Annotated in this window: 21 protein-coding genes and 2 pseudogenes; 16 read left to right on the top strand and 7 right to left on the bottom strand. The window is 71.5% G+C overall.

Annotation, left to right across the window (positions count from 1 at the left end; genetic code table 11):
• Positions 1-208: 208 nt before the first annotated feature.
• Together ACXAHD_RS13510 and ACXAHD_RS13505 are read left to right on the top strand one after the other, a co-directional pair.
• On the top strand, positions 209-532 hold the full coding sequence (locus tag ACXAHD_RS13510) for a PadR family transcriptional regulator (protein ID WP_281550445.1): 324 nt from the start codon (positions 209-211) through the stop codon (positions 530-532).
• Positions 533-1,423 carry a hypothetical protein gene (locus tag ACXAHD_RS13505; protein ID WP_475050872.1) on the top strand — a complete coding sequence of 297 codons (891 nt, stop codon included), beginning with the start codon at positions 533-535 and terminating at the stop codon, positions 1,421-1,423. It abuts the gene before it with no gap.
• 45 nt (positions 1,424-1,468) lie between these two features.
• Here ACXAHD_RS13505 and ACXAHD_RS13500 read toward each other — a convergent pair whose 3' ends face one another.
• Positions 1,469-2,266: an ABC transporter permease gene (locus ACXAHD_RS13500; protein ID WP_289213107.1), complete on the bottom strand. Its 798-nt coding sequence runs from the start codon at positions 2,264-2,266 to the stop codon at positions 1,469-1,471.
• Between ACXAHD_RS13500 and ACXAHD_RS13495 the strand changes: the two genes are divergently transcribed.
• The 6 genes and pseudogenes from ACXAHD_RS13495 to ACXAHD_RS13470 form a co-directional block, all read left to right on the top strand.
• The gene (locus ACXAHD_RS13495) at positions 2,265-2,885 is read left to right on the top strand and encodes a TetR/AcrR family transcriptional regulator C-terminal domain-containing protein (protein ID WP_281550442.1); all 621 of its coding nucleotides are present in this window, start codon (positions 2,265-2,267) and stop codon (positions 2,883-2,885) included. The two genes, ACXAHD_RS13500 and ACXAHD_RS13495, sit on opposite strands and share 2 nt — an antisense overlap.
• Before the next feature lie 81 nt (positions 2,886-2,966).
• The gene (locus ACXAHD_RS13490) at positions 2,967-3,887 is read left to right on the top strand and encodes an STM4015 family protein (protein WP_281550441.1); all 921 of its coding nucleotides are present in this window, start codon (positions 2,967-2,969) and stop codon (positions 3,885-3,887) included.
• Between the two features lie 20 nt (positions 3,888-3,907).
• Positions 3,908-5,023 carry an STM4014 family protein gene (locus ACXAHD_RS13485; protein ID WP_281550440.1) on the top strand — a complete coding sequence of 372 codons (1,116 nt, stop codon included), beginning with the start codon at positions 3,908-3,910 and terminating at the stop codon, positions 5,021-5,023.
• On the top strand, positions 5,020-5,850 hold the full coding sequence (locus ACXAHD_RS13480) for an STM4013/SEN3800 family hydrolase (RefSeq protein WP_281550439.1): 831 nt from the start codon (positions 5,020-5,022) through the stop codon (positions 5,848-5,850). Before ACXAHD_RS13485 ends, ACXAHD_RS13480 begins: the two co-directional genes overlap by 4 nt.
• Positions 5,847-7,172, top strand: a complete 1,326-nt coding sequence (locus ACXAHD_RS13475) for an STM4012 family radical SAM protein (protein WP_281550438.1) — start codon at positions 5,847-5,849, stop codon at positions 7,170-7,172. The genes ACXAHD_RS13480 and ACXAHD_RS13475 overlap by 4 nt, the downstream gene beginning before the upstream one ends.
• Positions 7,173-7,177: 5 nt before the next feature.
• A pseudogene (locus tag ACXAHD_RS13470) lies at positions 7,178-8,011 on the top strand (STM4011 family radical SAM protein); the annotation flags it as partial.
• A 78-nt stretch (positions 8,012-8,089) separates the two neighbouring features.
• Here ACXAHD_RS13470 and ACXAHD_RS13465 read toward each other — a convergent pair.
• Together ACXAHD_RS13465 and ACXAHD_RS13460 are read right to left on the bottom strand one after the other, a co-directional pair.
• On the bottom strand, positions 8,090-9,361 hold the full coding sequence (locus ACXAHD_RS13465; RefSeq protein ID WP_281550437.1) for a glycosyltransferase: 1,272 nt from the start codon (positions 9,359-9,361) through the stop codon (positions 8,090-8,092).
• Between the two features lie 49 nt (positions 9,362-9,410).
• Positions 9,411-9,704 carry an antibiotic biosynthesis monooxygenase family protein gene (locus ACXAHD_RS13460; protein WP_278169981.1) on the bottom strand — a complete coding sequence of 98 codons (294 nt, stop codon included), beginning with the start codon at positions 9,702-9,704 and terminating at the stop codon, positions 9,411-9,413.
• Positions 9,705-10,096: 392 nt separating this feature from the next.
• Between ACXAHD_RS13460 and ACXAHD_RS13455 the strand changes: the two genes are divergently transcribed.
• The gene (locus tag ACXAHD_RS13455) at positions 10,097-11,095 is read left to right on the top strand and encodes a TerC family protein (protein ID WP_281550436.1); all 999 of its coding nucleotides are present in this window, start codon (positions 10,097-10,099) and stop codon (positions 11,093-11,095) included.
• A gap of 52 nt (positions 11,096-11,147) precedes the next feature.
• On the opposite strand, the gene typA is transcribed toward ACXAHD_RS13455, so the two are convergent.
• Both typA and ACXAHD_RS13445 read right to left on the bottom strand, forming a co-directional pair.
• Positions 11,148-13,013 (bottom strand): translational GTPase TypA, encoded by a 1,866-nt coding sequence (gene typA / locus ACXAHD_RS13450; RefSeq protein ID WP_281550435.1) that lies wholly within the window; start codon positions 13,011-13,013, stop codon positions 11,148-11,150.
• 4 nt (positions 13,014-13,017) lie between these two features.
• A complete protein-coding gene (locus ACXAHD_RS13445; RefSeq protein WP_281550434.1) occupies positions 13,018-15,165 on the bottom strand; it encodes an MMPL family transporter in 2,148 nt (715 codons plus the stop codon).
• Positions 15,166-15,290: 125 nt separating this feature from the next.
• Between ACXAHD_RS13445 and ACXAHD_RS13440 the strand changes: the two genes are divergently transcribed.
• The 4 genes from ACXAHD_RS13440 (at position 15,291) to ACXAHD_RS13425 (ending at position 19,720) form a co-directional block, all read left to right on the top strand.
• A complete protein-coding gene (locus tag ACXAHD_RS13440; RefSeq protein ID WP_281550433.1) occupies positions 15,291-15,812 on the top strand; it encodes a MarR family winged helix-turn-helix transcriptional regulator in 522 nt (173 codons plus the stop codon).
• Positions 15,813-15,858: 46 nt separating this feature from the next.
• The gene (locus ACXAHD_RS13435) at positions 15,859-17,475 is read left to right on the top strand and encodes a CocE/NonD family hydrolase (RefSeq protein ID WP_281555622.1); all 1,617 of its coding nucleotides are present in this window, start codon (positions 15,859-15,861) and stop codon (positions 17,473-17,475) included.
• A gap of 419 nt (positions 17,476-17,894) precedes the next feature.
• Positions 17,895-18,713, top strand: a complete 819-nt coding sequence (locus ACXAHD_RS13430) for an N-acetylmuramoyl-L-alanine amidase (protein WP_281550432.1) — start codon at positions 17,895-17,897, stop codon at positions 18,711-18,713.
• Between the two features lie 110 nt (positions 18,714-18,823).
• The gene (locus ACXAHD_RS13425) at positions 18,824-19,720 is read left to right on the top strand and encodes an SDR family oxidoreductase (protein ID WP_475050865.1); all 897 of its coding nucleotides are present in this window, start codon (positions 18,824-18,826) and stop codon (positions 19,718-19,720) included.
• A 33-nt stretch (positions 19,721-19,753) separates the two neighbouring features.
• On the opposite strand, the gene ACXAHD_RS13420 is transcribed toward ACXAHD_RS13425, so the two are convergent.
• Positions 19,754-20,407 carry an MBL fold metallo-hydrolase gene (locus ACXAHD_RS13420; protein WP_281550431.1) on the bottom strand — a complete coding sequence of 218 codons (654 nt, stop codon included), beginning with the start codon at positions 20,405-20,407 and terminating at the stop codon, positions 19,754-19,756.
• A 210-nt stretch (positions 20,408-20,617) separates the two neighbouring features.
• Between ACXAHD_RS13420 and rsgA the strand changes: the two are divergent.
• A pseudogene (rsgA, locus tag ACXAHD_RS13415) lies at positions 20,618-21,698 on the top strand (ribosome small subunit-dependent GTPase A); the annotation flags it as partial.
• On the opposite strand, the gene ACXAHD_RS13410 reads toward rsgA, so the two are convergent.
• Entirely contained in the window at positions 21,693-22,817 is a 1,125-nt protein-coding gene (locus tag ACXAHD_RS13410) for an LCP family protein (RefSeq protein WP_281550429.1), read from the bottom strand. The pseudogene rsgA and the gene ACXAHD_RS13410 sit on opposite strands and share 6 nt — an antisense overlap.
• 405 nt (positions 22,818-23,222) lie before the next feature.
• On the opposite strand from ACXAHD_RS13410, the gene uvrA reads away from it, so the two are divergent.
• Together uvrA and ACXAHD_RS13400 are read left to right on the top strand one after the other, a co-directional pair.
• Positions 23,223-26,207 carry an excinuclease ABC subunit UvrA gene (uvrA, locus tag ACXAHD_RS13405; RefSeq protein ID WP_281550428.1) on the top strand — a complete coding sequence of 995 codons (2,985 nt, stop codon included), beginning with the start codon at positions 23,223-23,225 and terminating at the stop codon, positions 26,205-26,207.
• A gap of 145 nt (positions 26,208-26,352) precedes the next feature.
• A complete protein-coding gene (locus tag ACXAHD_RS13400) occupies positions 26,353-26,862 on the top strand; it encodes a Rieske (2Fe-2S) protein (RefSeq protein WP_289213106.1) in 510 nt (169 codons plus the stop codon).
• Positions 26,863-26,980 lie beyond the last annotated feature (118 nt).

Genomic DNA, 26,980 nt, shown 5'->3' with positions numbered 1-26,980 from the left:
GCACGATCGCGAGCTCGGCCTCCATCGCCGAGATTCGCCGCTCCAGGTCCTCCAGGCTGATGACGTCGATTCTCCCAGAGCCAGCGAGCCTGCACACCCATCACTGCGGGCCAGGGCCCGCCCTACCCGGGCCTGGGGTGTCGACCGGGCAGTCGAACCGTATCCCTGGCACTGGACGGACTGTGCGCTGCACAGTACTGTGTGGCACATGGTTGGCGACAGGCTGGAGCTTGAGCTGCGCCGGGGCGTTGTCGTCCTGGCGGTGCTGTCACAGCTGGGCGAGTTCCGCTACGGCTACGAGCTGCGCCAGTCGCTGTCCGACAACGGCCTCCCGATCGAGGAGGGAACGCTCTACCCGCTGCTGCGGCGGCTGGAGAGCCAGGGCGTCCTGGTCAGCGAGTGGCGGACCGAAGGGCAGCCACGCCGCTACTACCGCCGCAGCCCCGCCGGCGAAGAGCTGTACGACCGGCTCAGGGACTCGTGGCATGGGATGAACGAGGCCATGGGCCAGCTGCTGAAAGGTGACAGGTAAGTGCTGACCACCGAGGAACTGATCGATGCGTACGTCGCCGACGTGGCGCGGTTGCTACCCCGCCGGCAGCGTAGGGACGTGGCTCTCGAACTGACGACGTTGTTGCGCGACGAACTGGCCGACAGCGACGATCCGGTGGCCCGGCTGCGGGCCTTCGGCCGCCCCGCCGAGGTGGCCGCCCGGTACGGGCAGCCGCCGATCGCCGTCGACCCGGCCGACACCCGCCGCTTCGTCCGGCTCAGCGTCGCCGGTGTGCTGGTGATCTGGCTGCTCGGCGTGGCCGCCGCGACCGACGCGGTCGACTGGTACTGGACGTACGGGCTACCGGCGTTCTGGTGGCCCGGGTTCCTCGTCGTGGGATTCGGCCTCGCCGGCTGGGCGCGACGTCGGTGGCCGGACCGCTTCGCCTGGCGGCCGCGCAGGTCGGCCGCCGGCTTCGTCAACCGGTCCGGCCGGATCGTCGCCTTCGCCTTCTACGTCGCCGGTACGGTCGTGCTGGTCAACGCGGCCTGGCTGCTGGATCAGCTCGGGGCCGCGCCGCAGGCCGTGCAGGCCCTCACCTTCGACCGTGAGTTCGCCCAGCTCCGTGGCCCACTCGTGCTCGCCCTGCTGATCGCCACACTGGTGCACCACCTCCTGGTCACCATCCACGGCCGGTGGCGGCCGGTGACCCGTACCGTCGGGATGCTCCTCGGACTGGCCATCTGCGCCGCGCTGACCTGGGTGCTGTTCGCCGGTCCGGTCTACCTGAGCCCCGAAGCCGACCGTACCGCCAAGTTCTGGGTCGCCGTCATCGTCGCGGTGAGCCTCGTCGACCTGCTGATCGAGGCCGGGCGTCTGCTCCAGCAGCGCGCCGCCGGCCCGCTGGCACCGCCGCTGGGCGCACTCTGACGAGCCGCCCCGCCTGGCGTCAGAAGAGTAGGAAACCAGGAGCCTTCAGCGTCCTCGGCGCGTGTAGGCGCGCAACGACAGCGGGACGAAGATCACCAACAGTACGGCCGACCAGAGCAGGACGGCGGTCACCGGATGCGCGAGTGGCCAGGCTACGTTTCCCGAGGGGGCGCCCGGATTGCCGAACAGCTCCCGGGAGGCGGCGGTGAGCGCGCTCACCGGGTTCCAGTCCGCCAGGAAGCGCAACCAGCCCGGCATGCCGTCGGTCGGGACGAACGCGTTGGACAGCATCGTGAACGGCAGGCCGAGCGGCACCATCGCGTCGGCGACCTGGTCGTTCTTGACCGCCAGGCCCACATAGACGCCCACCCAGCTCAGCGCGTACCGCAGCACGATCATCAACAGGAACGCCTGAATCGTGGGGATCAGGCCACGGTGGGGCTGCCAGCCCACCAGCAGTCCCGCACCCACCATGATGGTCAGCATCAACAGGCCGGTCAGCAGGTCGGTGCCGGTCTGCCCGAACGGCACCGCCAAGCGCGCCATCGGCATGGAGCGGAATCGGTCCATCACGCCGCGAGTGGCGTCGCTGGCCGTCCGCGTCATGACCCCCAACCATGCGGAGAAGGTCACCATCGCGAACAGGCCGGGCATGAGGTACTCGCGGTAGTCACCGCCACCCGGCACCTGGATCGCGCTGCCGAGGACGTAGCCGAACAGCACCACCATGACGGCGGGGAAGACCAGCGCGGCGATGATCTGCCCGGGCTCCTGCCGCAGCCGTGTGAGCTCGCGGCCAATCAGGGTCAGCCCGTCGGTGAGCGTCCAGCCCAGGCGACCCATGCGACGGATCGCCGCTGAGATCGGCGCCGGTGCGATGTCCCTCTACCGGTACGTCCCGAGTCGCGACAACCTTGTCGATCTCATGGCCGACCAGGTGACAGGCGAGATCGACGTCGCGGGGATGCCCTCGGGCGACTGGCGCACGGACCTGGCGCGCTATGCCGACGGGCTTCGGGCCATGTGGCTGAGGCATCCCTGGATGGCCGCCGTGCAGCGGTCACTGCCCAGCTTCGGCCCTAACCAGCTGCTCCTGATCGAACGGTTGATGGGCGTGCTCGATGATCTCATCCCCATCGACGAGAACCTCGGCCTCATAGCCATGCTGAGCGGCTACATCGAGGGCACCGTCCGCGAGGAGATCGGCTCAACCAAGGAGCTGCGCCGCAGTGGGCTCAGCGAGTCGGAGTGGATGGCGCGGAGCCACCCGTACGTCGACCAGCTGGTGAGAAGCGGCGAGTACCCGATCTTCACCAAGATCGTAACGCAGGCGCGTCAGCCACACCTGAGCCGCGACGACCAGTTCCGAGACGGACTCCAGCGGGTTTTCGACTGCATCGCTGCGGCCCTTCCATCAGTGGCCGACTCCGGGCAACCAAGTGAACTGCAGTCGCCGCAGTAGGCCGCACGGGCAGCGCGGCGTCGCACCGGGTTGCTATCGTGCCGGGTCCGCAGCCCCACGCCCTCCCCCGGAGCACCGTCGATGACCATCAACGAGCACATCACCCACTTCGCCGGACTGCCGGTGGTCGACTTCGACCCGCAGACGGCGGCGCAGCACACCGGCTCCCCGGTCGCCTGGCGACTCAGCGCGTCGGAGGAGGACGAGGTCGAATTCGCCCAGCTCTTCGCCACCTGGCTGGACACCGTCGACCCGGCGAGCGTCGAGGCGCTGGTGACCGGCGACTGGGGAGAACCGTGGGACGTCACGTTCCCGCTGGAGCTGCTGGTCGACGCCGCGCCCCGGCTGACCAACCTGCGGGCCGTCTTCCTCGGCGAGATGACCTTCGACGAGTGCGAGATCTCCTGGATCCTGCAGCCCGACATCACCCCGCTGCTGGCCGCCTACCCGGCGCTGCAGGTGCTGCGGGTACGCGGTGCGATGTCGCTGCTGTTGCAGCCGGTGCGGCACACCGGGCTGCGGGAGTTCGCCATCGAGTCCGGCGGGCTGCCGGCCGCCCTCACCCGCGCCGTCGCCGCCAGCGACCTGCCGGCCTGCACCCATCTGGAACTGTGGCTGGGCACCCCCGACTACGAAGGTGACACCTCAGTGGACGACCTGGCGTCGATCCTCGATGGCACCCGGCTGCCCGCGCTGCGTACCCTCGGGTTGCGTAACGCCGAGATCGCCGACGCGGTCGCCGCCGCGCTGACCGCCGCGGCGGTGGTGCCCCGCCTGGAAACCATCGACCTGTCGTTGGGCACCCTCGGCGACGACGGGGCCACCGCCCTGCTCGCCGGGCAGCCGCTGACCCATCTGCGCCGTCTCGACCTGCACCGGCACTACCTGTCCGACGCGATGATGGTCCGGCTGCCGGCCGCACTGCCCGGCGTCGACGTCGACCTGAGCGATCAGCAGGAGGTCGACCCGCACCGGGGGCGGTACGTCTCGGTCGGCGAATGACCGGTTGTTAACCTCACCCGATGAGCCACACCACGCCGCTGGTCGTGGTCGGCAACCCGGGCAACCGGCGGGTCGGGGCGTTCCGCACCGCCGCGCACGCCGCTGGCCTGCGGGTTCGGGTGCTGCCCTGGCGGAAGCTCGCCGCCGGGGAGGATGTCGCCCTGCCCGGCGGGGCGACGGTACGGATCGACTCGCCCGGCGAGGACTCCGAGGTGGATCGGCTGCTGCGCGGCGCCGGCCGACCGCTCGACCACGGCGAGATCAGCGGCGGTGCCGCCTGGTACGCCGGGCTGCGCGCCGCCCTGGGCCGGCTCACCGACGCCGCCCGGCGGGCCGGCGCGACCCTGCTCAACGACCCGGCCGACATCGCCGTGCTGTTCGACAAACGCGCCGGGCACCGGCGGCTGGCCGCCGCCGGGGTGGCCCAGCCGGCCATCCTGGACACCGCACCCGGTGACTGGGCGCAGCTGCGTACCGCTCTGTCCGACGCCGGCTGGGCCCGGGTCTTCGTCAAACCGGTGCACGGGTCGTCGGCGTCCGGGGTGCTCGCCCTGCACGCGCACGGCCGGCGGACGCAGGCGGTCACCTCGGTTGAGCTGACCGACGACGGGCGGCTGTTCAACTCGCTGCGGGTGCGGACCTACCGTACCGAGCGGGAGGTCGCCTCTATCGTGGACCGGTTGGCCCCGGACGGGTTGCTGGTGCAGCGCTGGTTCCCGAAGGCCGGCCTGCACGGCCGGGTCGTCGACCTGCGGGTGCTGGTGATCGCCGGTGAGCCGGGCCACCTGGTGGTGCGCAGCAGCGACGGTCCGCTGACCAACCTGCACCTGGGCAACCGGCGCGGTGACCCGGCGGCGGTACGGGCGGCGTTCGGCCCCCGCCGGTGGGCGGCGGCGCTGGCCGACTGTGTACGCGCGGCGCGCTGCTTCACCGGCAGCCTGCACGTCGGAGTGGACCTGATGATCGGCAGTGACTGGCGGCGGCACGCCGTGGCGGAGGTGAACGCCTTCGGCGATCTGCTCCCCACGGTGTGCGACGCTGCCGGGCGGGACAGCTACGCTGCCCAGCTGCATGCCATACGTACCGGCCGGTTCGCCGCCTGGCGGACCACGGCCGCGATGGGGAGGTCGGCATGAAGGACCTGATCGGCAGCCACGACCTGCTGTTCGTCACGCTTGACACGTTGCGCTATGACGTGGCGGTCGAGCTGCTCGCCGCCGGCCGGACACCGCAGCTGGCCCGCGCGCTACCGGACGGGCAGTGGCAACGCCGGCACAGCCCGGCCAGCTTCACGTACGCCGCACATCAGGCGTTCTTCACCGGCTTCCTGCCCACCCCGGCCGAACCGGGCAGCCACCCCCGGATGTTCGCCGCGGCTTTCCCCGGCAGCGCCACCACCGACGAGCACACCTGGGTCTTCGACGCACCCGACCTGGTCACCGCGCTGCGCAAGGAGGGCTACCACACGGTGTGCGTCGGCGGGGTCGGGTTCTTCAACCGCTCCTCGCCGCTGGGCGCGACCCTGCCGGGCCTGTTCGCCGAGTCGCACTGGGAGTCGGCGTTCGGGGTGACCGCGCCCGGCTGCTTCGAGGCCCAGCTGGACCGGATCGCCGAGGTCGTCCCGGCCGTTCCCGCTGACCAGCCGCTGTTTCTGTTCGTCAACGTGGCCGCCATGCACCAGCCGAACCGGCACTACCTGCCGGGCACCGAACGCGACAACCGGGACAGCCACGCCGCCGCCCTGGAGTACGTCGACCGGCACATCGGCCGGTTGTTCGCCATGGCCAGCTCACGGGGCAGGCCCTGTCTGACGATCATCTGCGCCGACCACGGCACCGCGTACGGCGAGGACGGACACAGCGGACACCGGGTCGGCCACGAGGTGGTGTGGACGGTCCCGTACGCCGATTTCGTGATCGACCCCGGCGCCTGGTCCGACGCCGCGACACCGGACCCGGCGTGACCGTCGCCGCCCTGGACGCCTCGCCGTACCAGGGCTACCTGTACGGGTATCCGCACAAGACGGCGTACCGGCCGCTGCGGCCGCGTCCCGCGCTGGTCGACGTCTGGTCCGGGCAGCGCCGCACGGAGCTGTTCCTCTACCTGCACCTGCCGTTCTGCGAGATGCGCTGCGGCTTCTGCAACCTGTTCACCCGGGCCAACCCGCCGGCCGGGCAGGTGGCCGCCTACCTCGACCAGCTGCGCCGCCAGGCGGTACGGGTGGCCGCCGCGCTCGGCGACGACGCCCGGTTCGCCCGGGTCGCCGTCGGCGGCGGTACGCCGACCTACCTGGACGCGGACGAGCTGTCGACGATGTTCGACCTGGTCGACAGGTTCCGGCCGGCGGGCGTGCCGACGGCGGTGGAGACCTCACCGGCCACCGCCACCCCGGACCGGCTGGCGGTGCTCGCCGCCCGCGGCACCACCCGGATCAGCATCGGGGTGCAGAGTTTCCTCGACGCCGAGGCACGGGCCGCCGGCCGGCCGCAGCGTCGCGTCGAGGTCGAGCGCGCCCTGGCCGCTATCCGGGACCAGCCGATCCCGGAGCTGAACATCGACCTGATCTACGGCATCCCCGGCCAGACCGACACCACCTGGGCACAGTCGCTCGACGCGGCGCTGCGCTGGGAGCCGGAGGAGATCTACCTCTACCCGCTCTATGTCCGCCCACTGACCGGCCTGGCCCGCCGCGCCCCGGCCGACCTGCCTGATCCACAGTGGGACGCGCAACGGCAGACGCTGTACCGGCACGGCGTCGACCGGCTGCGCGCCGCCGGCTACCGGCAACTGTCGATGCGGCACTTCCGTCGCGCGGCGCTGCCGGTCGTCGACGCCCCGGCGTACTCCTGCCAGGAGGACGGGATGGTCGGACTCGGCTGCGGCGCCCGGTCCTACACCAGCGACCTGCACTACTCGTTCGACTACGCGGTCTCCGTCGGGCAGGTGCGGGCGATCATCGTCGACTACCTGCGCCGGCCGGAGCCCGACTTCGACGTCGCCGAGGTGGGTTTCCGGCTGGACCGCGACGAACAGCGTCGGCGCTGGCTGATCACCTCGCTGCTGCGCGCCGACGGATGCGACCAGGCGGCGTACGCGGCGCGGTTCGCCACCCGGGCCGTCGACGACTTCCCGCAGCTGGCGACGTTGGTCGACCGGGGCTGGTTGACGGTGACCCCGGACAGGCTGGCGCTGACCGCGGCGGGCCTGGCCCGCAGTGACGCGATCGGCCCGTGGCTGGTCTCGACCCCGGTGCGGGCGGCGATGGCCGGCCTGCCGGCCCGGTGAGCCGGATGGACCTGAGCATCCTCTACCGGGGTCCGCTGGCCAGCTGCAACTACGACTGCCCGTACTGTCCGTTCGCCAAGCGCCGCGACGACCCGGCAACGCTGCGCACCGACCGGGTGGCGCTCGACCGGTTCGTCGACTGGGCCGTGCGTAATCCGCACGACGATCGGATCTCGGTGCTGTTCACCCCGTGGGGCGAGGCGTTGACCCGATCCTGGTACCGGCGGGCGCTGCTGCGGCTGGCCGGGCTGCCGCAGGTGGGCCGGGTGGCGATCCAGACCAACCTGGCCGCCCGGCTGGATTTTCTGGCCGAGGCCGACACCGACCAGCGTCGCCGGCTGGCGTTCTGGGCCACGTACCACCCGGGCCAGGTCGACCGGGAGGTCTTCCTGCGCCGCTGCGGCACGCTGCGTACCGCCGGGGTGCGGTTCTCGGTAGGGGTCGTCGGCCTGCCCGAGCACCTGGCGGCCGCCCGGTCGCTGCGGGCCGCGCTGCCGGCCGAGGTCTACCTCTGGGTCAACGCCGCCGACGGGCACCGCTACGACTCCGCCCAGCAGCGGGCGTGGACCGAGCTCGACCCGCTGTTCGGCTACAGCGTGCACCCGCACCCGTCGGCCGGGCGGTCGTGCCGCACCGGGGAGTCGGTGGTCTCGGTCGACGGGTCCGGCACGGTACGCCGGTGCCACTTCGTCGCCGAACCGCTGGGCAACCTCTACGACGGCTCCTACCGGGCCGCACTGCGCCCGCGCCCCTGCCCACTGGTCTCGTGCGACTGTCACATCGGCTACGTGCATCTGCGGGAGCTGCCGCTGTACGACGTCTTCGCCGGCGGCGTCCTGGAACGCATCCCGCACGCCTCCCCGATACGGCGTCGGAGGTCGCAGGGGTGGCCGGGCCGGGCGCCGCTGCGGATCCGGTCAGCGGCGGGTGACCCGGTCGACGGCGTGCAGCACCGCGGCGTGCCCGTCCTCGGCGGCAATCCGGGCCGCGAGGTGCCGGGCCCGTTCGGCGTACGTGGGCCGGTCGAGCACCGTGCGGATGGCGTCGGCCAGCCGGTCGGCGGTGAGCCGTCGGGCCGGCAGCGGCTCGGCGGCGACTCCGAGACGCGTCAGCCGGGCGGCCCAGAACGGCTGGTCGGCGATGAGCGGCACGGTCACCGCCGGCACCCCGGCCCGTAGCCCTGCGGCGGTGGTGCCGGCTCCCGCGTGGTGGACCACCGCCGCCACCCGGGGCAGCAGCCAGTCGTGCGGTACGTCGCCGACCGCGAGGACGCCGTCGTCGCTGACTGGGCGGGCGCCGTCGTAGCCGACCCGCAGCCCGCCCCAACCGGCCTGCACGATCGCGCGTACGCCGGCCCGGCGCAGCGCCGTACCGATCAGTGTCGGAAGTGACGCGTCGAGCACCGCCATGCTGCCGAAGGTGATCAGCACCGGCGGCGGGCCGGCGTCCAGGAATCCGGTCAGCTCCGGCGGGGGAGTCCAGTGCGGATCGGTGGCCGGCCACCAGTAGCCGACGACCTCCAGCCCGGGGCGCCAGTCGGCTGGTCGGGGGAGCACGCTCGGACTGAACCCGTGCAGCACCGGCCAGCCTGAGCGCCTGGCCTGCCGCAGCAGAGCGGCCAGCGGGACCGGCGGCAGGCCGAGCCGGTGGCGCAGCCGCCGCGAGGAGTGGTCGTACGCCCGGGCACTGGCCGCCTCGGCGCCACGCCCCAGCGCCCGGTTGCCGACCGGCCCGAAGGACCGGTCGCCGAGCAGCACCGGCGGGAAGTCGCCGGTCGGTGCGACCGGTTGCAGGAAGACCCCGATGCTCGGGATCGCGTGTCGCTGTGCCACCGAGTAGCCCAGCGGCGCGGTCGTGGTGGCCAGCAGCAGCACATCGGCGTCGGTGCCGACGTCGGCCAGCCCGGTCGCGAGGTCGTCGAGGTAGCGCCGGCCCTGCCGGACGAACTCGGCGGTGCCGCGCAGCCCACCGCCGAGCCGGTGCAGCCGCCGCCCGCCGGGGGTGAGTTGGGCGGCGTACGGGTCACCCGGCAGCGGCCGGAAGTCGAGGCCGCTGCCGGTCACCAGCGCGTCGAAGGTGCCGTGGGTCGTCACGGTGACCCGGTGGCCGGCGGCGAGCAGTGCCTGCCCCAGCCCGGTGTACGGTGCGACGTCGCCCCGGCTACCAGCGGTCACGATCTCTATCCGCACCGCGGGCTCCGACGTGCTCCGGACCGGCCGGACACCGGCAGGGTCCGGGTCACGCCGGCAGGTCGACGAAGTGTTCGACCACCGGCGGCGCGGCGAAGTACGGACCGATCAGTTCCCGCCACCGCAGGTACCGGTCGGTGGCGCGGAAGTTCTGCTCGTGCGCGTCGACAGAGTCCCATTCGACCAGCAGTACGAACCGGCTGGGACTCTCCACCCCCCGGGTCATCCGCACCGACCGGCAGCCGTCAGTGGTGGCCAGCAGGTGGCGGCCGGCAGCGTACGCTGCGGCGAAGTCGGCTTCCCGGCCGGGCTGGACATCGACCAGCGCGATCTCAAGCACCATGGCGGCAGCCTGCCACACGGCTGCGCCCGGACCGGCCCGAGGGGCCGGCTGAGGCCGGCGTGCCACCGCTTCGAGAACCATCTAGCCTCCTAGGACGCCTTCAGAAGTTGTGCTTGTCGTCACCGGTGACCCGCCCGGTGTGTCGTTTGCCCGGTAGTTGCGCGACAATGACGCAGGAGGAGGGGAGTATTCCCTCGCGCTGGTGTCGTCAGCACGGTTGGACCGCATGGTGGACCGACCCGGCACCTGCGGTCGTCGTCCCCGAAGCAGACAGTTCGGTGGATGGTGGCGGAAGAGACCTCCGTCAGTCACTGCTGTGCGCATCTCCACGAAGACCGGGGCAGCCCGTCCCGGTTCCGGTCGGCGGTGCCCTGTGTCTGCCGGAGGTCCGAGTGAACATCCCAGCCTGGGTTTGGCTGGTCAGCCTGGTCGTACTGACCGCGGTGCTGATCGCCGACCTGTTGATCATCGTCCGGCGGCCGCATGAACCGAGCATGCGCGAGTCAGCCGGCTGGACCGTCTTCTACATCGTGCTCGCGGTGATCTTCGGCCTCGGGGTGTGGGCCACGTCCGGCGGGCGGTACGCCGGCGAGTTCTTCGCCGGCTACGTCACGGAGAAGAGCCTTTCCGTCGACAACCTCTTCGTCTTCGTGATCATCATGGGCCGGTTCGTGGTGCCCCGGAAGTACCAGCAGAAGGTGCTGCTGGTCGGCGTCGTGCTGGCGCTGGTGCTGCGAGGCGGGTTCATCGCGGCAGGCGCCGTGCTGATCTCCCAGTTCTCCTGGGTGTTCTACATCTTCGGCGCTTTCCTCATCTACACTGCGATCGGTCAGCTACGCCAGCCCGAGACGACCGACGAGTTCTCCGAGAACGCGGTGATCCGGTGGAGCCGGCGGGTGCTGCCGGTCTCCGGCTCGTACGACGGTGGGCGGCTGACCACGGAGACCGAGGCCGGCCGGCGGATGTTCACGCCGATGCTGATCGTCATGATCGCGATCGGCGTCACCGACCTGATCTTCGCGCTCGACTCGATCCCGGCGATCTTCGGCATCACCCAGGAGCCGTACCTGGTCTTCACCGCCAACGTCTTCGCGTTGATGGGGCTGCGGCAGCTCTACTTCCTGCTCGGCGGCCTGCTGGAACGGCTGGTCTACCTCAGCTACGGCCTGGCTGTGGTGCTGGGCTTCATCGGGGTGAAGCTGGTGCTGGAGGCGTTGGCCGACAACACCCTGTTCTTCGTCAACGGTGGCGATCCGGTCGGCTGGGCACCGCACATCCCGATCTGGCTGTCGCTGACCGTCATCTTCGTGACCCTGCTGGTCACCACGGTGGCCAGCCTGGTCAAGACGTCCCGGGACCGTAAGCGGGAGCTCGCCGACATCGTCAAGTGACCGACACCGCCGGTGGAACCCCCGTGCCGAGGGCTCCCACCGGCAGTGCGGTTCAGCTCTGGTGCTTGCGGCGGGCCGCCGCCCGGGCCCGTGCGGTCTGGTCGAGGATCACCTTGCGCAACCGTACCGCCTCGGGGGTGACCTCGACGCACTCGTCCTCGCGGCAGAACTCCAGCGCCTGCTCCAGGGAGAGCTTGCGGGGCGGCACCAGCCGCTCCAACTCGTCGGCGGTCGACGAACGCATGTTCGTCAGTTTCTTCTCTTTGGTGATGTTGACGTCCATGTCGTCGGCGCGGGAGTTCTCGCCGACCAGCATGCCCTCGTACACCGGGGTGCCCGGTTCGACGAAGAGCGAGCCGCGTTCCTGCAGGTTGAACATGGCGAAGCTGGTCGCCACGCCGGTCCGGTCGGCGACCAGTGATCCGGTGGGCCGGGTCCGCAGCTCGCCGAACCACGGCTCGTAGGACTCGAAGACGTGGTGCAGGATGCCGGTGCCGCGGGTCTCGGTGAGGAACTCGGTCCGGAACCCGATCAGCGCGCGGGCCGGTACCAGCCACTCCATCCGGATCCAACCGGTGCCGTGGTTGACCAGCTGCTCCATCCGGCCCTTCCGGGTGGCCAGCAGCTGGGTGATCGCGCCCAGGTACTCATCGGGGGCGTCGATGGTCAGCCGCTCCACCGGCTCGCAGACCCGTCCGTCGATCTCCCGGGTGACCACCTGCGGCTTGCCGACGGTCAGCTCGTACTGCTCGCGGCGCATCTGCTCGACCAGGATGGCCAGCGCCAGCTCACCACGGCCCTGCACCTCCCAGGCGTCCGGGCGTTCGGTGGGCAGCACCCGCAGCGACACGTTGCCGATCAGTTCCCGGTCCAGCCGGTCCTTGACCAGCCGGGCGGTCACCTTCGACCCCTTGACCTTGCCGGCCAACGGTGAGGTGTTGGTGCCCAGGGTCATCGAGATCGCCGGCTCGTCGACGGTGATCAACGGCAGCGGGCGGGGGTCGTCCGCGTCGGCCAGGGTCTCGCCGATCATGATGTCCGGGATGCCGGCCACCGCCATGATGTCGCCCGGGCCGGCGGCCTCGGCGGGCTTGCGTTCCAGTCCCTCGGTCATCAGCAGTTCGGAGATGCGGACCTTCTGCAGGCTGCCGTCGGTGCGGCACCAGGCGACGGTCTGGCCCTTGCGGATGGTGCCTTGCCGGACCCGGCACAGCGCCAGCCGGCCCAGGAACGGCGAGGCGTCGAGGTTGGTCACGTGCGCCTGCAACGGCGCCTCCGGGTCGAAGGCCGGTGCCGGGATCGTCTCCAACAGGGTACGGAACAGTGGCTCCAGGTTGTCGCTGTCGTCCGGCACCGCGCCGCCGGCCGGCTGGGTCAGCGAGGCGACGCCGTCGCGGGCGCAGGCGTACACGATCGGGAAGTCGATCTGGGCCTCGTCGGCGTCGAGGTCGAGGAAGAGTTCGTAGGTGTCGTCGACGACCTCTTTGATCCGCGCGTCCGGCCGGTCCACCTTGTTGATCACCAGGATGATCGGTAGCCGGGCCTGCAGTGCCTTGCGCAGCACGAACCGGGTCTGCGGCAGCGGCCCTTCGCTGGCGTCGACCAGCAGCACCACGCCGTCGACCATGGTGAGGCCGCGTTCCACCTCGCCGCCGAAGTCGGCGTGCCCCGGGGTGTCGATGATGTTGATGACGACCGGGTCGCCCTGGTCGGGCACGTAGCTGATCGCGGTGTTCTTGGCCAGGATGGTGATGCCCTTTTCGCGCTCCAGGTCCATGGAGTCCAGCGCCCGGTCGGGCAGTTCGGCGCGGGCGTGCAGCTGGCCGCCTTGGCGCAGCATCGCGTCAACCAGCGTGGTCTTGCCGTGGTCGACATGCGCGATGATGGCCACGTTACGGAGATCGGAGCGGGTCTGCATGCTCCTATCCTCCGGCATCGGCGCGCCGGCCCGGCATCGGGTCGGCCCTGGCCGGCTTCGGCGTCGGGTCGGCCCTGACCGGCACCGGCTCCGGGACGCGGTGGTGGCCGAGCGCGCTCGGCCACCAGAACCGTCGGCCGAGCACCATCGCGATCGCCGGCACCAGCAGCGTCCGGACCAGCAACGTGTCGAGCAGTACGCCGAACCCGACGATCACCCCGATCTCGGTCAGGGTGACCAGCGGCAGCACGCCGAGGACGGTGAAGACCGCGGCGAGCAGGATGCCGGCGCTGGTGATCACCCCGCCGGTGACGGCGAGCGCGGTCCGCATGCCCTGCCGGGTGCCGTCGACGGCCGCCTCCTCCCGGGCCCGGGTGGTGAGGAATATGTTGTAGTCGACACCCAGGGCGACCAGGAACAGGAACGCCAGCAGCGGCACGCTGGTGTCCAGCGCCGGGTAGCCGAGCACCTGGGTGAACAGGGTGGTAGCCGCGCCGACGGCGGCGAAGAAGGTGGCGACGACCGTACCGACCAGGATCAGCGGCGCGACGATCGACCGGAGCAGCACGATCAGCACCGCCAGCACCACCACGAGCACCAGTGGGACGACGACCCGCAGGTCACGCAGGGCGGCGTCGCGGGTGTCCAGGTTCGCGGCCACCGAGCCGCCGACGAGGGCGTCGGCGGCTGGTACCGAGTCGAGCGTGGCCCGCAGGTCCCGGATGGCGCGGTAGCTTTCCGCGCTGTCCGGTTCGGCGCGTAGCACCACCTCGACGACGGCGAGGTCGTCGGTGCCGCCAGCCGGTCGGGCGCTGGTGACTCCGTCGACCGTTTCGGCGGCGGCGAGCACCGCGGGTGCCTGGGCGGCATTGGCGACGACGATCACCGGGTCGGCGGCCCCGGGTGGGAAGGACCGGGACAGGGTGGCCAGCCCGTCGATGGATTCGGCGCTGACCCGGAACTGTTCGGTCTTGCTCAGCCCGATCCGGGCGTCGAGCAGGCCGGTGGCCAGCACGGCGAGCAGCAGCAGTGACCCGGCGAGCACGGTGCGGGGTCGGCGGCTGACCAGGGCGCCGGCCCGGGCCCAGATGCCGCTGCGGGTGGGGTCGGGCTGGCCGGGGCGGGGGACGAACGGCCAGAACAGGCCACGTCCGCAGACGGACAGGGCAGCGGGCAGCACGATCAGGCCGTACAGCATGGCGGTGGTGATGCCGACGGCGCCGGCGACGCCGATCGCGCGGTCGTTGGCGAGTACGGCGGCGAGCAGGGTGAGCAGGCTGAGCACGACGGTCAGGGCGCTGGCGGTGATCGCCGGCCCGGCGGAGCCCAGCGCGCGGCGCAGGGCTCGGCGGCGGTCGGGTTCGCGGCGCAGTTCCTCGCGGTAGCGGGCGATCAGCAGCAGGGCGTAGTTGGTGCCGGCGCCGAAGACGAGGACGTCGACGATGCCGGTGGTGGAGGGGTCGATCCGCAGGTCGACGGCGCGGCTGACGATGGCGATGAGTCCGTTGCTGACCACATCGGCGGTGCCGACCACGGCGAGCGGCACCAGCCACAGCCAAGGGCTGCGGTAGGTGATCAGCAGCAGTGCGGCGACGACGGCGACGGTGGCGGCGAGCAGGGTGACGTTGGCGCCGTCGAAGGCGGCGGCGACGTCGGCGGTGAAGCCGGCACCGCCGGTGAGTTCGGCTTTGGCGCCGGTGGGAAGTCCGGCGCGGGCCTCGGCGCGGAGCCGGTCGACGACTTCGCCGAGGCGTTCGATGTCGATCTCGGCGGGTAGTGGGACGGCGACCAGGGCGGCGGTGCGGTCGGGGGCGTACACCGGTGGGCCGACGTCGCCGACGGCGTCGCGGGCGAAGGCCGCGCGGTCGGCGGTGATCGCGGCGTCGTCGTCGGCGGTCAGCGGGGCACCGCCGCGGGAGTAGACGACGAGGGCCGGGTTGAGCTGCCCGCCGGGTAGTTGCCGGCGCAGTTCGGCGACCTGGACGGACTCGGCGGAGTCGGGCAGCGCCCCGGTGGGGTCGTCACCGGTGCGGGGGTCACCGGCGAAGCCGATCACCACGGCGGAGAAGGCCGCTGCGGTGAGCAGGACCAGCCAGGCGGTCCACCGGCCGCAGATGATGCCGGTGAGCCGGGTGCCGAGCGGTGTGGGCATGTTTGCACCTCGTTCGTCGCCGATTGGGCGGGTACCAAATCTCACGGCCATCCAGTATCTCGTTCATCAAGACTATAGCCGGGCTGGGATAGGGTCGTGTCAGGACATGGATCGGAGGGCACACGGTGGGCGCCGGTGTATGGGGGACCCGGCCGAGCGGTCGGCCAGCGGTGGTGGCGGAGATCATCCGCCGGTTGCGCAGCTACACCGTCGATGCCGGCCACGTCGGTCATGCCTTCGCCGCGCTGCACGACCTGCACGCCACCGACCTGCAGGCGCTGATCGCGGTGATGGACGCCGAACAGAGCGGCGAACCGATTACCCCGGGCGGCCTGGGCGCACACCTCAACTTGACCTCCGGCTCGGTCACCGCACTGGTGGACCGGCTGGAGCGGGCCGGACACCTCTACCGCGACCGGGACCCGGACGACCGGCGCAAGGTGCGGCTGCGGTACGCGGCCGAGGGTGCCACCCTGGCCCGCGAGTTCTTCGCCCCGCTGGGCCGGCGTACCGACGCCGTGATGGCCGACTTCACCGACGACGAGTTGGAGACGGTCCGCCGGTTCCTGACGGCGATGGGCGAGTCAACCCGGGAGCACCGAGACGAGGTGCGCGCGGCCGCCCGGGACGGTGGCCGTGGGCGCTGACGGCGTAGCCGGCGGCCGGCCCGATCGGCGGCACGGTGTCGCCGGCCTGCGGCGGTTCGGGATCCCGGGCCTGCGGCGGTTCGGAACCGGGGGTCCGTCGCGGGTGCGGATCCGGCGCGACCTCGCCGTGCGGACCCGCGACGGGTTGCGGCTGCGGACCGACCACTATCGGCCGGTGGGTGCGGGCACCGCGCCGACCGTGCTGATCCGGACCCCGTACGGTCGAGGCGGTCCGGTCCGGCTGCTCGGTCTGCTGTTCGCCCGCCGTGGCTGGCACTGCGTCGTCCAGTCCTGCCGGGGCACGTTCGGGTCCGACGGGCTGTTCGAGCCGCTGCTGCACGAGCAGGCCGACGGGCTGGACACCCTGGAGTGGCTGCGCCGGCAACCCTGGTACGACGGCCGGCTCGGCACCTTCGGCATCTCCTACCAGGGCTTCGGGCAGTGGGCCACGGCCGCCCACGCCGGCGACGACCTGCGGGCGATGGTCGCGGTGGTCACCGCCGCGCAGACCCGCGACTCCACGTACGCCGGCGGGGGCTTCTCGCTGGACACGGTGCTGACCTGGGCGGAGCTGATGTCGGCCCAGCAGGTGCCGTGGCTGAGCCGCCAGCGTGAGCTACGCCGTGGCCTGCCCCGGCTGACCGCAGGTCTGGCGCACCTGCCACTGGCCGAGGCCGACCGGGTCGCGACCGGCGCCACCGTGCCGTTCTTCCAGGAGTGGCTCACCCAGCACCGTCCGGCGGCACCGTACTGGCTGCCCCGCACCTTCCACCGCGAGGTCGCCCAGGTCCGGGCCCCGGTGTCGATGGTGACCGGTTGGCACGACATCTTCCTGCCGGCCCAGTTGGCCGACTACGCGGCGTTGCGGGCGGCCGGCCGGCGGCCCCGGCTCATCGTCGGGCCGTGGACGCACGGCAGTCCCGGACTGTTCGTCACGGCGTACCGGGAGGCGGCGGAGTTCTTCGCGACCCATTTCGGCGAGGGGCCCGCCGCGTCCGGGCACCGGCCGGTGCGGGTGCACGTCGCCGGGGCCGGGTGGCGTGACCTCGCCGACTGGCCGCCGCCGGTGACGACCACCGGGTGGTACCTGTGGCCGGGCGGTCGGCTGGGCCGGTCGGTGCCGCCCCGGTCGGCGCCGGACCGGCACCGCTACGACCCGGCCGCACCGACTCCGGCGGTGGGCGGGCCGATGCTGATCGCCCAGCACGCCGGGGTGCGCGACAACCGGGGGCTGGAGGCCCGCCCGGACGTGCTGACCTACACGAGCGGGCCGTTGGACCGGCCGGTGGAGCTGATCGGCCCGGTGACGGCCGAGGTGTACGTCCGCTGCAGCGTCGCGTACTTCGACGTGTTCGTCCGGCTGTGCCGCGTCGACCTGCGCGGTAGATCCTGGAACATCTGTGATGGTCTGTCCCGGGTGGATGGCGAGGCGGGCGGCGAGGTGGTCCGGGTGCCGGTGACCCTCTGGCCGACCGCCTGCCGGCTGGCAGCAGGAGAGCGGTTACGGGTGCAGGTCAGCGGTGGCGCGCATCCGCGGTGGGCGAGGAACCCGGGATCTGGTGAGCCGCTGGGTACCGCCGCGCGGCTGCGGAGCAGCGAACGGTGGATCTTCCACGACCCGCAGCGGCCGTCGGTGGTCTGGTTGCCGGTCACACAGGACTGAGGATCTTCCGGCGGCGGGCCGGTGTCATCCGGCCAGAGTCGGCAGCGACTCACACCCTGCGCATCGTTGCCAATACTCAGAGTTATTCGCCCTGGTCAGGAGCTTGCTAGTCACGCTATTCTCGATACATGGCACCGTCGGGAGGGCGTCGGTCACCAGGACTGACGACACCGGGAGGACCGGAGTCGAGTCGTCGCCGGACGTGCCAGTCGAGGTGAGTCACCGGCCTGGCCAGCTGGTGCGCACAGTGGACCTGATGTCGCGGCGGCGCCCGCACCGGCGAGCGGAACCGCCCCGGTGAGCGGGGCCACCCGGCAGGCGGCGGCCGAGCCGGTCCACGGTCCCACGTTCCTCCGACGTCGACCGGAATCGATCCACCCACCCACCCATCCGCCGGCTGGGAAAGGAGGCACCACCACATGGGAATCTGGACCGATCTCGCTACCTGGCGGGGTCCCACCGTGAACAGCGGCAACGGCACCGGTGCGTTGAACGAGCCGGAGGACCGCCTCGACGCGCACCACGGCATCGTGGTGCACATCGCCGCCGGATACTTCGAGGGCACCATCGCCTGGCAGCGCAACCCCGCGTCGCGGGTGTCGTCGCACTTCGTCGTGGCCAAGGACGGGCGCATCGCGCAGATGGTCGACACCGAGATCCGGGCGTGGACACAGCGGGCGGGCAACCGCACCTGGCTCAGTATCGAGAACGAGGGGTTCCTGCCGGACCGGCTCACCGCACCCCAGCTGGAGGCGAACGCCCAACTGCTGGCCCGATCACACCTCGAACACGGCGTGCCGGTCCGCAACGCGAACAGCCCGCGCGAACGCGGACTGGGCCACCACAGCATGGGTGCCGAGAACGGCTTCGACTGGGGACACAGCCAGTGTCCCGGTCCGGCAATCGTCGCTCAGAAACCGACGATCGTCGCCCGAGCAGCGCAGATCGTCACCGCGATCCGACCGCCGGTACCACCCCGACCACGATGGATTATCGACGACCTCGACGACCCGGGAGACACCGTCATGTACCTCGTGCAGTGCACCATCCAGACCCCGAACCCGATCTACGTCGTGCACGACAGCGGCAAGGTCCGGCACATCGGGCCCGCCGAACTCGCGTTCCTGCGCAGCCTCAGCGGCGAGGACGAGGTGCCCACCATCACCGAGTCCGACCCGGCGGCCTGCTCCCGGTTGCTGGCCGAGGCCCGGGTCGCCCAGGGCTTCCTGCAGAACTGAGCGGTCGGCGATTGGGTTCGGGAACCGGCAGGCGGTTTCGGTCCGGGGTGGTGTGGGTACGGCTGCGGTGTTCACACCCGTTGCGCCCGTACCGTGAGGAGCGAACGATCATGGCCGACCAGCACAGCCGGCAGGATCCGACGGAGCAGTACGGTCAGCGGCGGGGGCAGCCGGTGCAGAAGCAGCCGCCACCGGGCACTGGGGTCAGGATGGACCCGCCGCCGGACCACGGCGAGGAGAGTTACCGCGGCTCCGGCAGGTTGACCGACCGGCGGGCGGTGATCACCGGCGGGGACTCGGGGATCGGTCGCGCGGTGGCGCTCGCGTTCGCCCGGGAAGGTGCCGACGTCGTGCTGTCGTACCTGCCGCAGGAGGAGCGCGACGCCCGGGAGACGGTCCGGCTGGTCGAGTCGGCCGGCCGGCGGGCGGTGCCGGTACCGGGCGACATCACCACCGAGCATCAGTGCGTGGAGCTGGTGCGACGCGCCGTCGAGGAGCTCGGCGGCATCGACATTCTGGTCAACAACGCCGGGTACCAGATGGCGCAGGAGAAGGGGATCGCGGAGATCTCCACCGAGCAGTTCGACCGGGTGCTGAAGACCAACCTGTACGCGTTGTTCTGGATCTGCAGGGCGGCCGTGCCGCACATGCCGCCGGGGTCCAGCATCATCAACACGTCGTCGATCCAGGCGTTCGATCCGTCGCCGTCGTTGTTGGACTACGCGACCACCAAGGCGGGCATCGTGAACTTCACCAAAGGGCTGGCGGCGAACCTGGTCGACCAGGGGATCCGGGTGAACTCGGTGGCGCCCGGGCCGGTCTGGACGCCGTTGATTCCGGCGACCATGCCGCCGGAGGCGGTGGGCAAGTTCGGCACCACGTCGCCGATCGGTCGGCCGGCGCAGCCGGCGGAGCTGGCCCCGTCGTTCGTCTTCTTCGCCTCGCAGGAGTCCAGCTACACGACCGGCGAGGTGCTCGCCGTGACCGGCGGTCGCCGCACGATCTGACCGTCGCCGCGTCGCCGCGTCGCCGGTGACGGGTCACCAACCGCGGGTCCGCCACTGTGGCAGCGCCGGACGCTCGGCACCGAGCGTGGAGTCCTTCCCGTGACCGGGGTAGAACCAGGTGTCGTCGGGCAGCCGGTCGAACAGCTTGCGCTCGACGTCGTCGATCAGAGACAGGAAGTTGCGCCGGTCGCCGCGGGTGTTGCCGACCCCGCCGGGGAACAACGCGTCGCCGGTGAACAGGTGCGCCACCCCGCGCGGATCCCGGTAGAGCAGGGCGACCGAGCCGGGCGTGTGCCCGACCAGGTGGACGACCTCCAGTTCACAGTCGCCGACCGCGACCCGGTCGCCGTCGGTGATGGTGGCGGTGACCAGGGGCAGCCCGTCGGCGTCGGCCGGGTGGGCGAGCGAGGCGGCCCCGGTCGCGGCGGCCACCTCCTCCAGCGCGACCCAGTGGTCCATGTGCTGGTGGGTGGTGACCACGGCGGCGAGCCCGGCCGGCCCGATCAGCTCCAGCAGCCGGGGTGCCTCGTTCGCCGCGTCGATCAGCACCTGCTCGCCGGTGCTGGTGCAGCGCAGCAGGTAGGAGTTGTTGTCCATCGGCCCGACCGCGATCTTGGTGATGGTGAGCCCGGTCAGCTCCCGGACGTCCGGCGCGCCGCCGACGGTGACATCTCCCTGGTAGGGCACCGGAACCTCCTGCTGGTCGTGGCTGGGCGGAATTGGCTTTCCCCGGCTGCCGTCAGAAGGCTACCGTTGCCGTGACGCGTCAGGCAGAGCTCTCCGGAGGGAGGTGGTGGTGACCGTGACTGTCCCCTGCGGTCCGTCCGCCTCTCCTTCCCACCGGGGTCGTCCGGCCGGTCCGGCCGGCGGGCACCCCACGACCTGACAAGGGTTCCCATGACGTTCGATCTCGCGTCCCTCGGCTGGGACGCCTTCCACGACCGTGCCCTGCCGGCTCCCGACACCGACCACCAGCCCGGCCGGGTGGCCCGGGTGGACCGCGGGGTGTGCACCGTACTGGTGGCCGACGGACCGATGCGGGCCAGTGTCGCCGGCGCGGTCCTCACCGCCGCCGCGTCCGACCCGGTGGCCCTGCCCTGCGCCGGCGACTGGGTGCTGGTGCGGACCTGGCCGGACGAGCGGACCACCGTCGAGCAGGTGCTGCCCCGGCGGACCGCGCTGGTGCGCCGTACCGCCGACAAGGACTCCACCGGGCAGGTGCTCGCCGCCAACGTCGACACGGCCGCCGTCGTCGAACCGATGCACCCGGCACCCGACCTGGGCCGCATCGAACGCTTCCTGGCGTTGGCCTGGGAGTCCGGCGCCGAGCCGGTGGTCCTGCTGACCAAGTGCGACGCGGTGGCCGACCCGGCGGCGGTGGGCGACCAGGTGTCCGCCGTGGCACCGGGCGTACCGGTCATCGCGGTCAGCGCGCAGCGCGGTGACGGCATCGACGAGGTGTCCCGGCTCGCGGCGCCCGGCCGCACCCTGGGGCTGCTGGGGCCGTCCGGGGCGGGCAAGTCGACGCTGGTGAATGCGCTGGCCGGCACCGAGGTGATGGGGGTGCAGGCCATCCGTCGGGTCGACGGCAAGGGCCGACACACCACCACCTACCGGGCGCTGATCCCGATCCCCGGCGGCGGGGCGGTGCTGGACACCCCGGGCGTACGGGCGGTGGGTCTGCTGGACTCCGCCGACGGCCTGGATGAGGCGTTCTCCGACGTGGCCGAGCTCGCCGCCGCCTGCCGGTTCGCCGACTGCGCGCACAGCGGTGAGCCGGGCTGCGCGGTGCGTGCCGCGATCGAGTCCGGCGACCTGCCGGTGCGCCGCTGGGAGAGTTGGCAGCGCCTGCAGCGGGAGGTCGCGCATGAGATGCGTCGCCGGGACGCGCGGCTGGCCGCCGCCGAGCGGGCCAGGTGGAAGCGGATCTCGAAGGAGAACCGGGCACGTAACCGGCAGCGGTGACGCCGGGTCAGCGGCCGGTCGGGTGTTCGCGCAGCCAGTCGTCGACGGTGTCGCCGCGGACCGCCGCGTACAGGTCGGCCGCGGCCGCGTCGTCGGGGAACACGACACTCTGCCCGGCCTGCTGACCGGTGCCCGCCGACGGCGAGGTGAGCATGGTCAGGTCGGTGCTGCGCAGCTGCCGCAGCGCCCACACCGTGTCGAACACCGAGGTGCCCTCGTCCACGGTGACCGCGTCGGCGGTGGCGCGCAGGAAGTCGTCGAGCCGGCCCGGGCTGGTGAGCAGCCCACTGCCGCTGGCCTGGTCCAGCACCGCCGCGATGATCTCCTGCTGGTGCCGCACCCGGGTGAAGTCGCCGTCGGCGAACTGCTTGCGCTGCCGGGCGTAGTCCAGCGCGGTGTCGCCGTCCATCTGCTGCAGCCCGGCGGTGAACTGCCGGTATGGCGGGTGGACCGAGGTGAACGACTCGTCGACGGCGAGTTCGATTCCGCCGACGGCGTCGATGATCTCGGCGAAGCCGGCGAAGTCGATGAGCACCACGTGGTCGATCCGGACCCCGGTGAATCCCTCCACGGTCTGCACCAGCAGCGGCGTCCCGCCGGTCGCGTACGCGGAGTTGATCTTGTCTTGGCGGCCGTCGCCGCCGTCCGGGTCCGGCACCCGGACCCAGGTGTCCCGGGGGATGGAGATCATCTGTACGCCGCCGCGGTCGGCCGGCAGGTGCGCCAGGATGATCGTGTCGGTGCGGGAACCGGAGGTGTCCGGATCCCGCGAGTCGCTGCCGACGATCAAGAAGTTCCTCGCCTGCTCGACGGCCTTGACCGGGCGTTGCGCCTCGGGCAGTGCGGTGAAGATCTCCACCTTGTCGACGTGCGACTCGACGGACCGGGCGTACAGCCACCCGGCGGCGGCGGTACCGCCGACCACCAGGATCAGCGACAGCCCTGTGACGAGCAGGGCGAGACGCAGCCAGCGGCCGCCACGGCGGCGGGAGGGCTGCTGCCCTGTCGTGCCGGGCGGCGACCCGTCGGTTTCGGGTACGGCCGCGTCGGGTTTGAGATTCGTATCGAGCATGACTCTCGCATCGGGCGTAGCGTTCGCGTCGACCGTGGCGTCGGAGACAGCGTCGGACATGGGACCAGAGGATACGGTGCCGCTGACCGGCCCGACATTGCCGGCTTGGTCGGTCCTGCCGGCCGGGTGGCAGCGGGGGCCGACCCGTCCCACCCCCCGATCGGACGGGCCGGCCCGCTGACACGTGGAGGAACCCCCTGCTCCACGCCAGGTCAATGGGTGACTTGACCAGTATGTGCAGTATGCCGGCCGATCCGGCCCGCCCGGGCGGTATCGGCGGGACTGGTTCCGGGGTACCTCGATCGGGTGACGACGTGTGTCGGGCAGAGTTGTCGGAGCCTGGGGCTACAGTTGCCGGGGCGTCGGCCAGGTCAGCTACAGACCACTGGCTAGAAGCGACGAAAATGACGATTCAGACACCCGACCAACGCAGATCTTGTGAGCCTCTACGGGAGCAGGCGGACCGTGGCCGACCGATTGATCATCCGTGGCGCGCGTGAGCACAACCTCCGCGACGTCAGCCTTGACCTGCCACGTGACGCGCTCATCGTGTTCACCGGGCTGTCCGGCTCGGGCAAGTCGAGCCTCGCGTTCGACACCATCTTCGCCGAGGGACAGCGGCGCTATGTCGAGTCGCTGTCGTCGTACGCCCGGCAGTTTCTCGGCCAGATGGACAAACCGGACGTCGACTTCATCGAAGGGCTGTCTCCGGCGGTCTCCATCGACCAGAAGTCCACCTCGCGCAACCCGCGGTCCACCGTCGGCACGATCACCGAGGTCTACGACTACCTGCGGCTGCTCTTCGCCCGGGTCGGCGAGCCGCACTGCCCGGTCTGCGGCGAGCGGATCTCCCGACAGACCCCGCAGCAGATCGTCGACCGGGTGCTGGCCATGCCCGAGGGCACCCGGTTCATGGTGCTCGCCCCGGTGGTGCGCGGGCGCAAGGGCGAGTACCTCGACCTCTTCGCCGATCTGCAGGCCAAGGGGTACGCCCGGGCCCGGGTCGACGGCGTGGTCCACCCGTTGACCGAGCCGCCGAAGCTCAAGAAGCAGGAGAAGCACACGATCGAGGTGGTCGTCGACCGGCTGACCGTCAAGGCCAGCGCCCGGCGTCGGCTGACCGACTCGGTGGAGTCGGCGCTCGGCCTCACCGGTGGCATCGTGCTGCTCGACTTCGTCGACCTCGCCGAGGACGACCCGGCCCGCGAGCGACGCTTCTCCGAGCACCTGGCCTGCCCGAACGATCATCCGCTGGCGATCGAGGACCTGGAGCCGCGGGTCTTCTCGTTCAACGCGCCCTACGGTGCCTGCCCGGAATGCGTCGGTCTGGGGACCAAGAAAGAGGTCGACGCGGAGCTGGTCGTCCCGGACGTGGAGCGCTCCCTGCGCGACGGCGCCATCCAGCCGTGGTCCGGCGGGCAGACCCAGGAGTACTTCGCCCGGCTGCTGGCCGCGCTCGGCGAGGCGGAGCACTTCGACCTGGACACCCCGTGGCGCAAACTGCCCAGCCGGGCGCAGAAGACCATCCTGTACGGCGCCGACGACCAGGTGCACGTCCGCTACCGCAACAAGTACGGCCGGGAGCGGTCCTACTACACCGGCTTCGAGGGCGTGGTGCAGTGGATCGAGCGGCGGCACACCGACACCGAGTCGGAATGGTCGCGGGAGAAGTACGAGGGCTACATGCGGGACGTGCCGTGCGGGTCGTGCGGCGGCGCCCGGCTCAAGCCCGAGGTGCTCGCGGTGACCGTGGCCGGGCGCAACATCGCCGAGGTGACCGGGCTGTCCGTCGGCGAGTGCGCCGACCTGCTGGGCGGGCTGGTGCTCACCGACCGGCAGAAGATGATCGCCGAGCGGGTGCTCAAGGAGATCAACGCCCGGCTGCGGTTCCTGGTCGACGTCGGACTGGACTACCTGTCGCTGGACCGCCCGGCCGGCACCCTGTCCGGCGGCGAGGCGCAGCGGATCCGGCTCGCCACCCAGATCGGCTCCGGCCTGGTCGGGGTGCTGTACGTGCTGGACGAGCCGTCGATCGGGTTGCACCAGCGGGACAACCACCGGCTGATCGAAACCCTGGTGCGGCTGCGCGGCCTGGGCAACACGCTGATCGTGGTCGAGCACGACGAGGACACCATCCGGACCGCCGACTGGATCGTCGACATCGGGCCGGGCGCCGGTGAGCACGGCGGCCGGATCGTGCACAGCGGGCCGGTCGACGAGCTACTGACCAGCGACGAGTCGCTGACCGGGGCGTACCTGTCCGGTCGCAGGGCGATCCCGGTGCCGGCCACCCGGCGGCCGGCGACGGCCGGCCGGGAGCTGGTGGTGCACGGCGCCCGCGAGCACAACCTGCGCAACCTGACCGTCACGTTCCCGCTCGGCCAGCTGATCGCGGTCACCGGGGTCAGCGGCTCCGGCAAGTCGACGCTGGTCAACGACATCCTCTACACCGTACTGGCCAACCAGATCAACAACGCCCGGCTGGTGCCCGGCCGGCACACCCGGATCACCGGGCTGGACCACGTGGACAAGGTCGTCGGCGTCGACCAGTCGCCGATCGGCCGTACCCCACGGTCGAATCCGGCGACCTACACCGGGGTGTTCGACCACGTCCGCCGGTTGTTCGCCGAGACGACCGAGGCCAAGGTGCGCGGCTACGGTCCGGGGCGGTTCTCGTTCAACGTCAAGGGCGGCCGGTGCGAGGCGTGCTCGGGCGACGGCACCATCAAGATCGAGATGAACTTCCTGCCGGACGTCTACGTGCCGTGCGAGGTCTGCAAGGGCGACCGGTACAACCGGGAGACCCTCGAGGTCCACTACAAGGGCCGCACCATCGCCGAGATTCTGCAGATGCCGATCGAGGAGGCTGCCGACTTCTTCGAGGCCATCCCGGCGATCCACCGGCACCTGAAGACCCTGGTCGACGTCGGCCTGGGCTACGTACGGCTCGGCCAGCCGGCGCCGACCCTGTCCGGCGGCGAGGCACAGCGCGTCAAGCTCGCCTCCGAGTTGCAGAAACGCTCCACGGGCCGGACCGTCTACGTGCTCGACGAGCCGACCACCGGGCTGCACTTCGAGGACATCCGCAAGCTGCTGACCGTGCTGGCCGGTCTGGTCGACAAGGGCAACACCGTGGTGGTCATCGAGCACAACCTCGACGTGATCAAGACCGCCGACTGGCTGATCGACATGGGGCCGGAGGGCGGGCACCGGGGCGGCACCGTGGTGGCCGCCGGCACGCCGGAGGAGGTCGCCGAGGTCGCCGAGAGCCACACCGGGGCGTTCCTGCGCCCGGTCCTGGGCCGCGCCGGCGACGCCGGTGGAGCCGCCGCCGCGTCCGCGCGGGCCGCGAAGGCCAACGGTACGCCCGGCCGGACGAAGAGCCCGACGGCCAGAGCCAAGCGCGGCACTGGTGGGCGCCGGGCGGCCGAAGCCGTCGCACAGCATTGACACAGCTCCCGTACAGCGGCGTCTACGGCTGCGTATGAATCATGGTCCTACCGTCATACCGGGATGAACCGTTCGTGACGCGTCGCCGTTTCTACTGGCGTGGCCACGGACGACCAGCCGTGGCAACTGACAGGAGGCAAGCTGAATGACTGAGCACCAGACGACGACCGACACCGGTCCGACCAGCCGCCGGGCGCTGCTGATCGGCGCAAGCGGGGTCGGAGCGACCGTGGCGCTCGCCGCCTGCGGCACCGGTACCGACGACGACCTGGGCGACGGTGCGAACGCGCCGGTCGACGCGGGCCAGCCCGCCGGCACGGACGGCGGTACGGACAGCGGAACGGACGGCGGCGGCGACACCGGGTCCGGCGGCGACGGGCTCACCACCGGCCAGGTGCCGGTCGGCAGCGGCGTCATCCTCGCCGCCCAGGGGGTCGTGGTCACCCAGCCCGCCGAGGGAGAGTTCAAGGCATTCAGCAACGTCTGCACCCACCAGGGCTGCCCGGTGGCCAACCTCGACGGTGGCACCATCAACTGCACCTGCCACTTCAGCAGCTTCTCCATTTCCGACGGCTCGGTGCTCTCCGGCCCGGCGTCGGCGCCGCTGGAGGAGAAGACCATTACCGTCGACGGCGAGACCATCTCGGTGGCCTGACGGGTCCGGGGGGGGGGGGGGGGGGGGGGGGGGGGGGGGGGGGGGGGGGGGGGGGGGGGGGGGGGGGGGGGGGGTGGGCAGAGTGTTGTGGAGGGGGAGGGAGTTGTAGATTCTATAT

Source organism: Micromonospora sp. ABR4_055 (assembly GCF_056160425.1).
This window is presented reverse-complemented; position numbering and strand designations above follow the sequence as displayed.

Coding starts and splice junctions, on each gene's coding strand:
- ACXAHD_RS13425 (WP_475050865.1), top strand. CDS start 18,824: ATGGCCGACCAGCACAGCCGGCAGGATCCGACGGAGCAGTACGGTCAG.
- ACXAHD_RS13500 (WP_289213107.1), bottom strand. CDS start 2,266: ATGGGTCGCCTGGGCTGGACGCTCACCGACGGGCTGACCCTGATTGGC.
- ACXAHD_RS13400 (WP_289213106.1), top strand. CDS start 26,353: ATGACTGAGCACCAGACGACGACCGACACCGGTCCGACCAGCCGCCGG.
- ACXAHD_RS13490 (WP_281550441.1), top strand. CDS start 2,967: ATGACCATCAACGAGCACATCACCCACTTCGCCGGACTGCCGGTGGTC.
- ACXAHD_RS13410 (WP_281550429.1), bottom strand. CDS start 22,817: ATGTCCGACGCTGTCTCCGACGCCACGGTCGACGCGAACGCTACGCCC.
- ACXAHD_RS13430 (WP_281550432.1), top strand. CDS start 17,895: ATGGGAATCTGGACCGATCTCGCTACCTGGCGGGGTCCCACCGTGAAC.
- ACXAHD_RS13460 (WP_278169981.1), bottom strand. CDS start 9,704: ATGGTGCTTGAGATCGCGCTGGTCGATGTCCAGCCCGGCCGGGAAGCC.
- ACXAHD_RS13480 (WP_281550439.1), top strand. CDS start 5,020: ATGAAGGACCTGATCGGCAGCCACGACCTGCTGTTCGTCACGCTTGAC.
- typA (WP_281550435.1), bottom strand. CDS start 13,013: ATGCAGACCCGCTCCGATCTCCGTAACGTGGCCATCATCGCGCATGTC.
- ACXAHD_RS13485 (WP_281550440.1), top strand. CDS start 3,908: ATGAGCCACACCACGCCGCTGGTCGTGGTCGGCAACCCGGGCAACCGG.
- ACXAHD_RS13495 (WP_281550442.1), top strand. CDS start 2,265: ATGCGACGGATCGCCGCTGAGATCGGCGCCGGTGCGATGTCCCTCTAC.
- ACXAHD_RS13445 (WP_281550434.1), bottom strand. CDS start 15,165: ATGCCCACACCGCTCGGCACCCGGCTCACCGGCATCATCTGCGGCCGG.
- ACXAHD_RS13510 (WP_281550445.1), top strand. CDS start 209: ATGGTTGGCGACAGGCTGGAGCTTGAGCTGCGCCGGGGCGTTGTCGTC.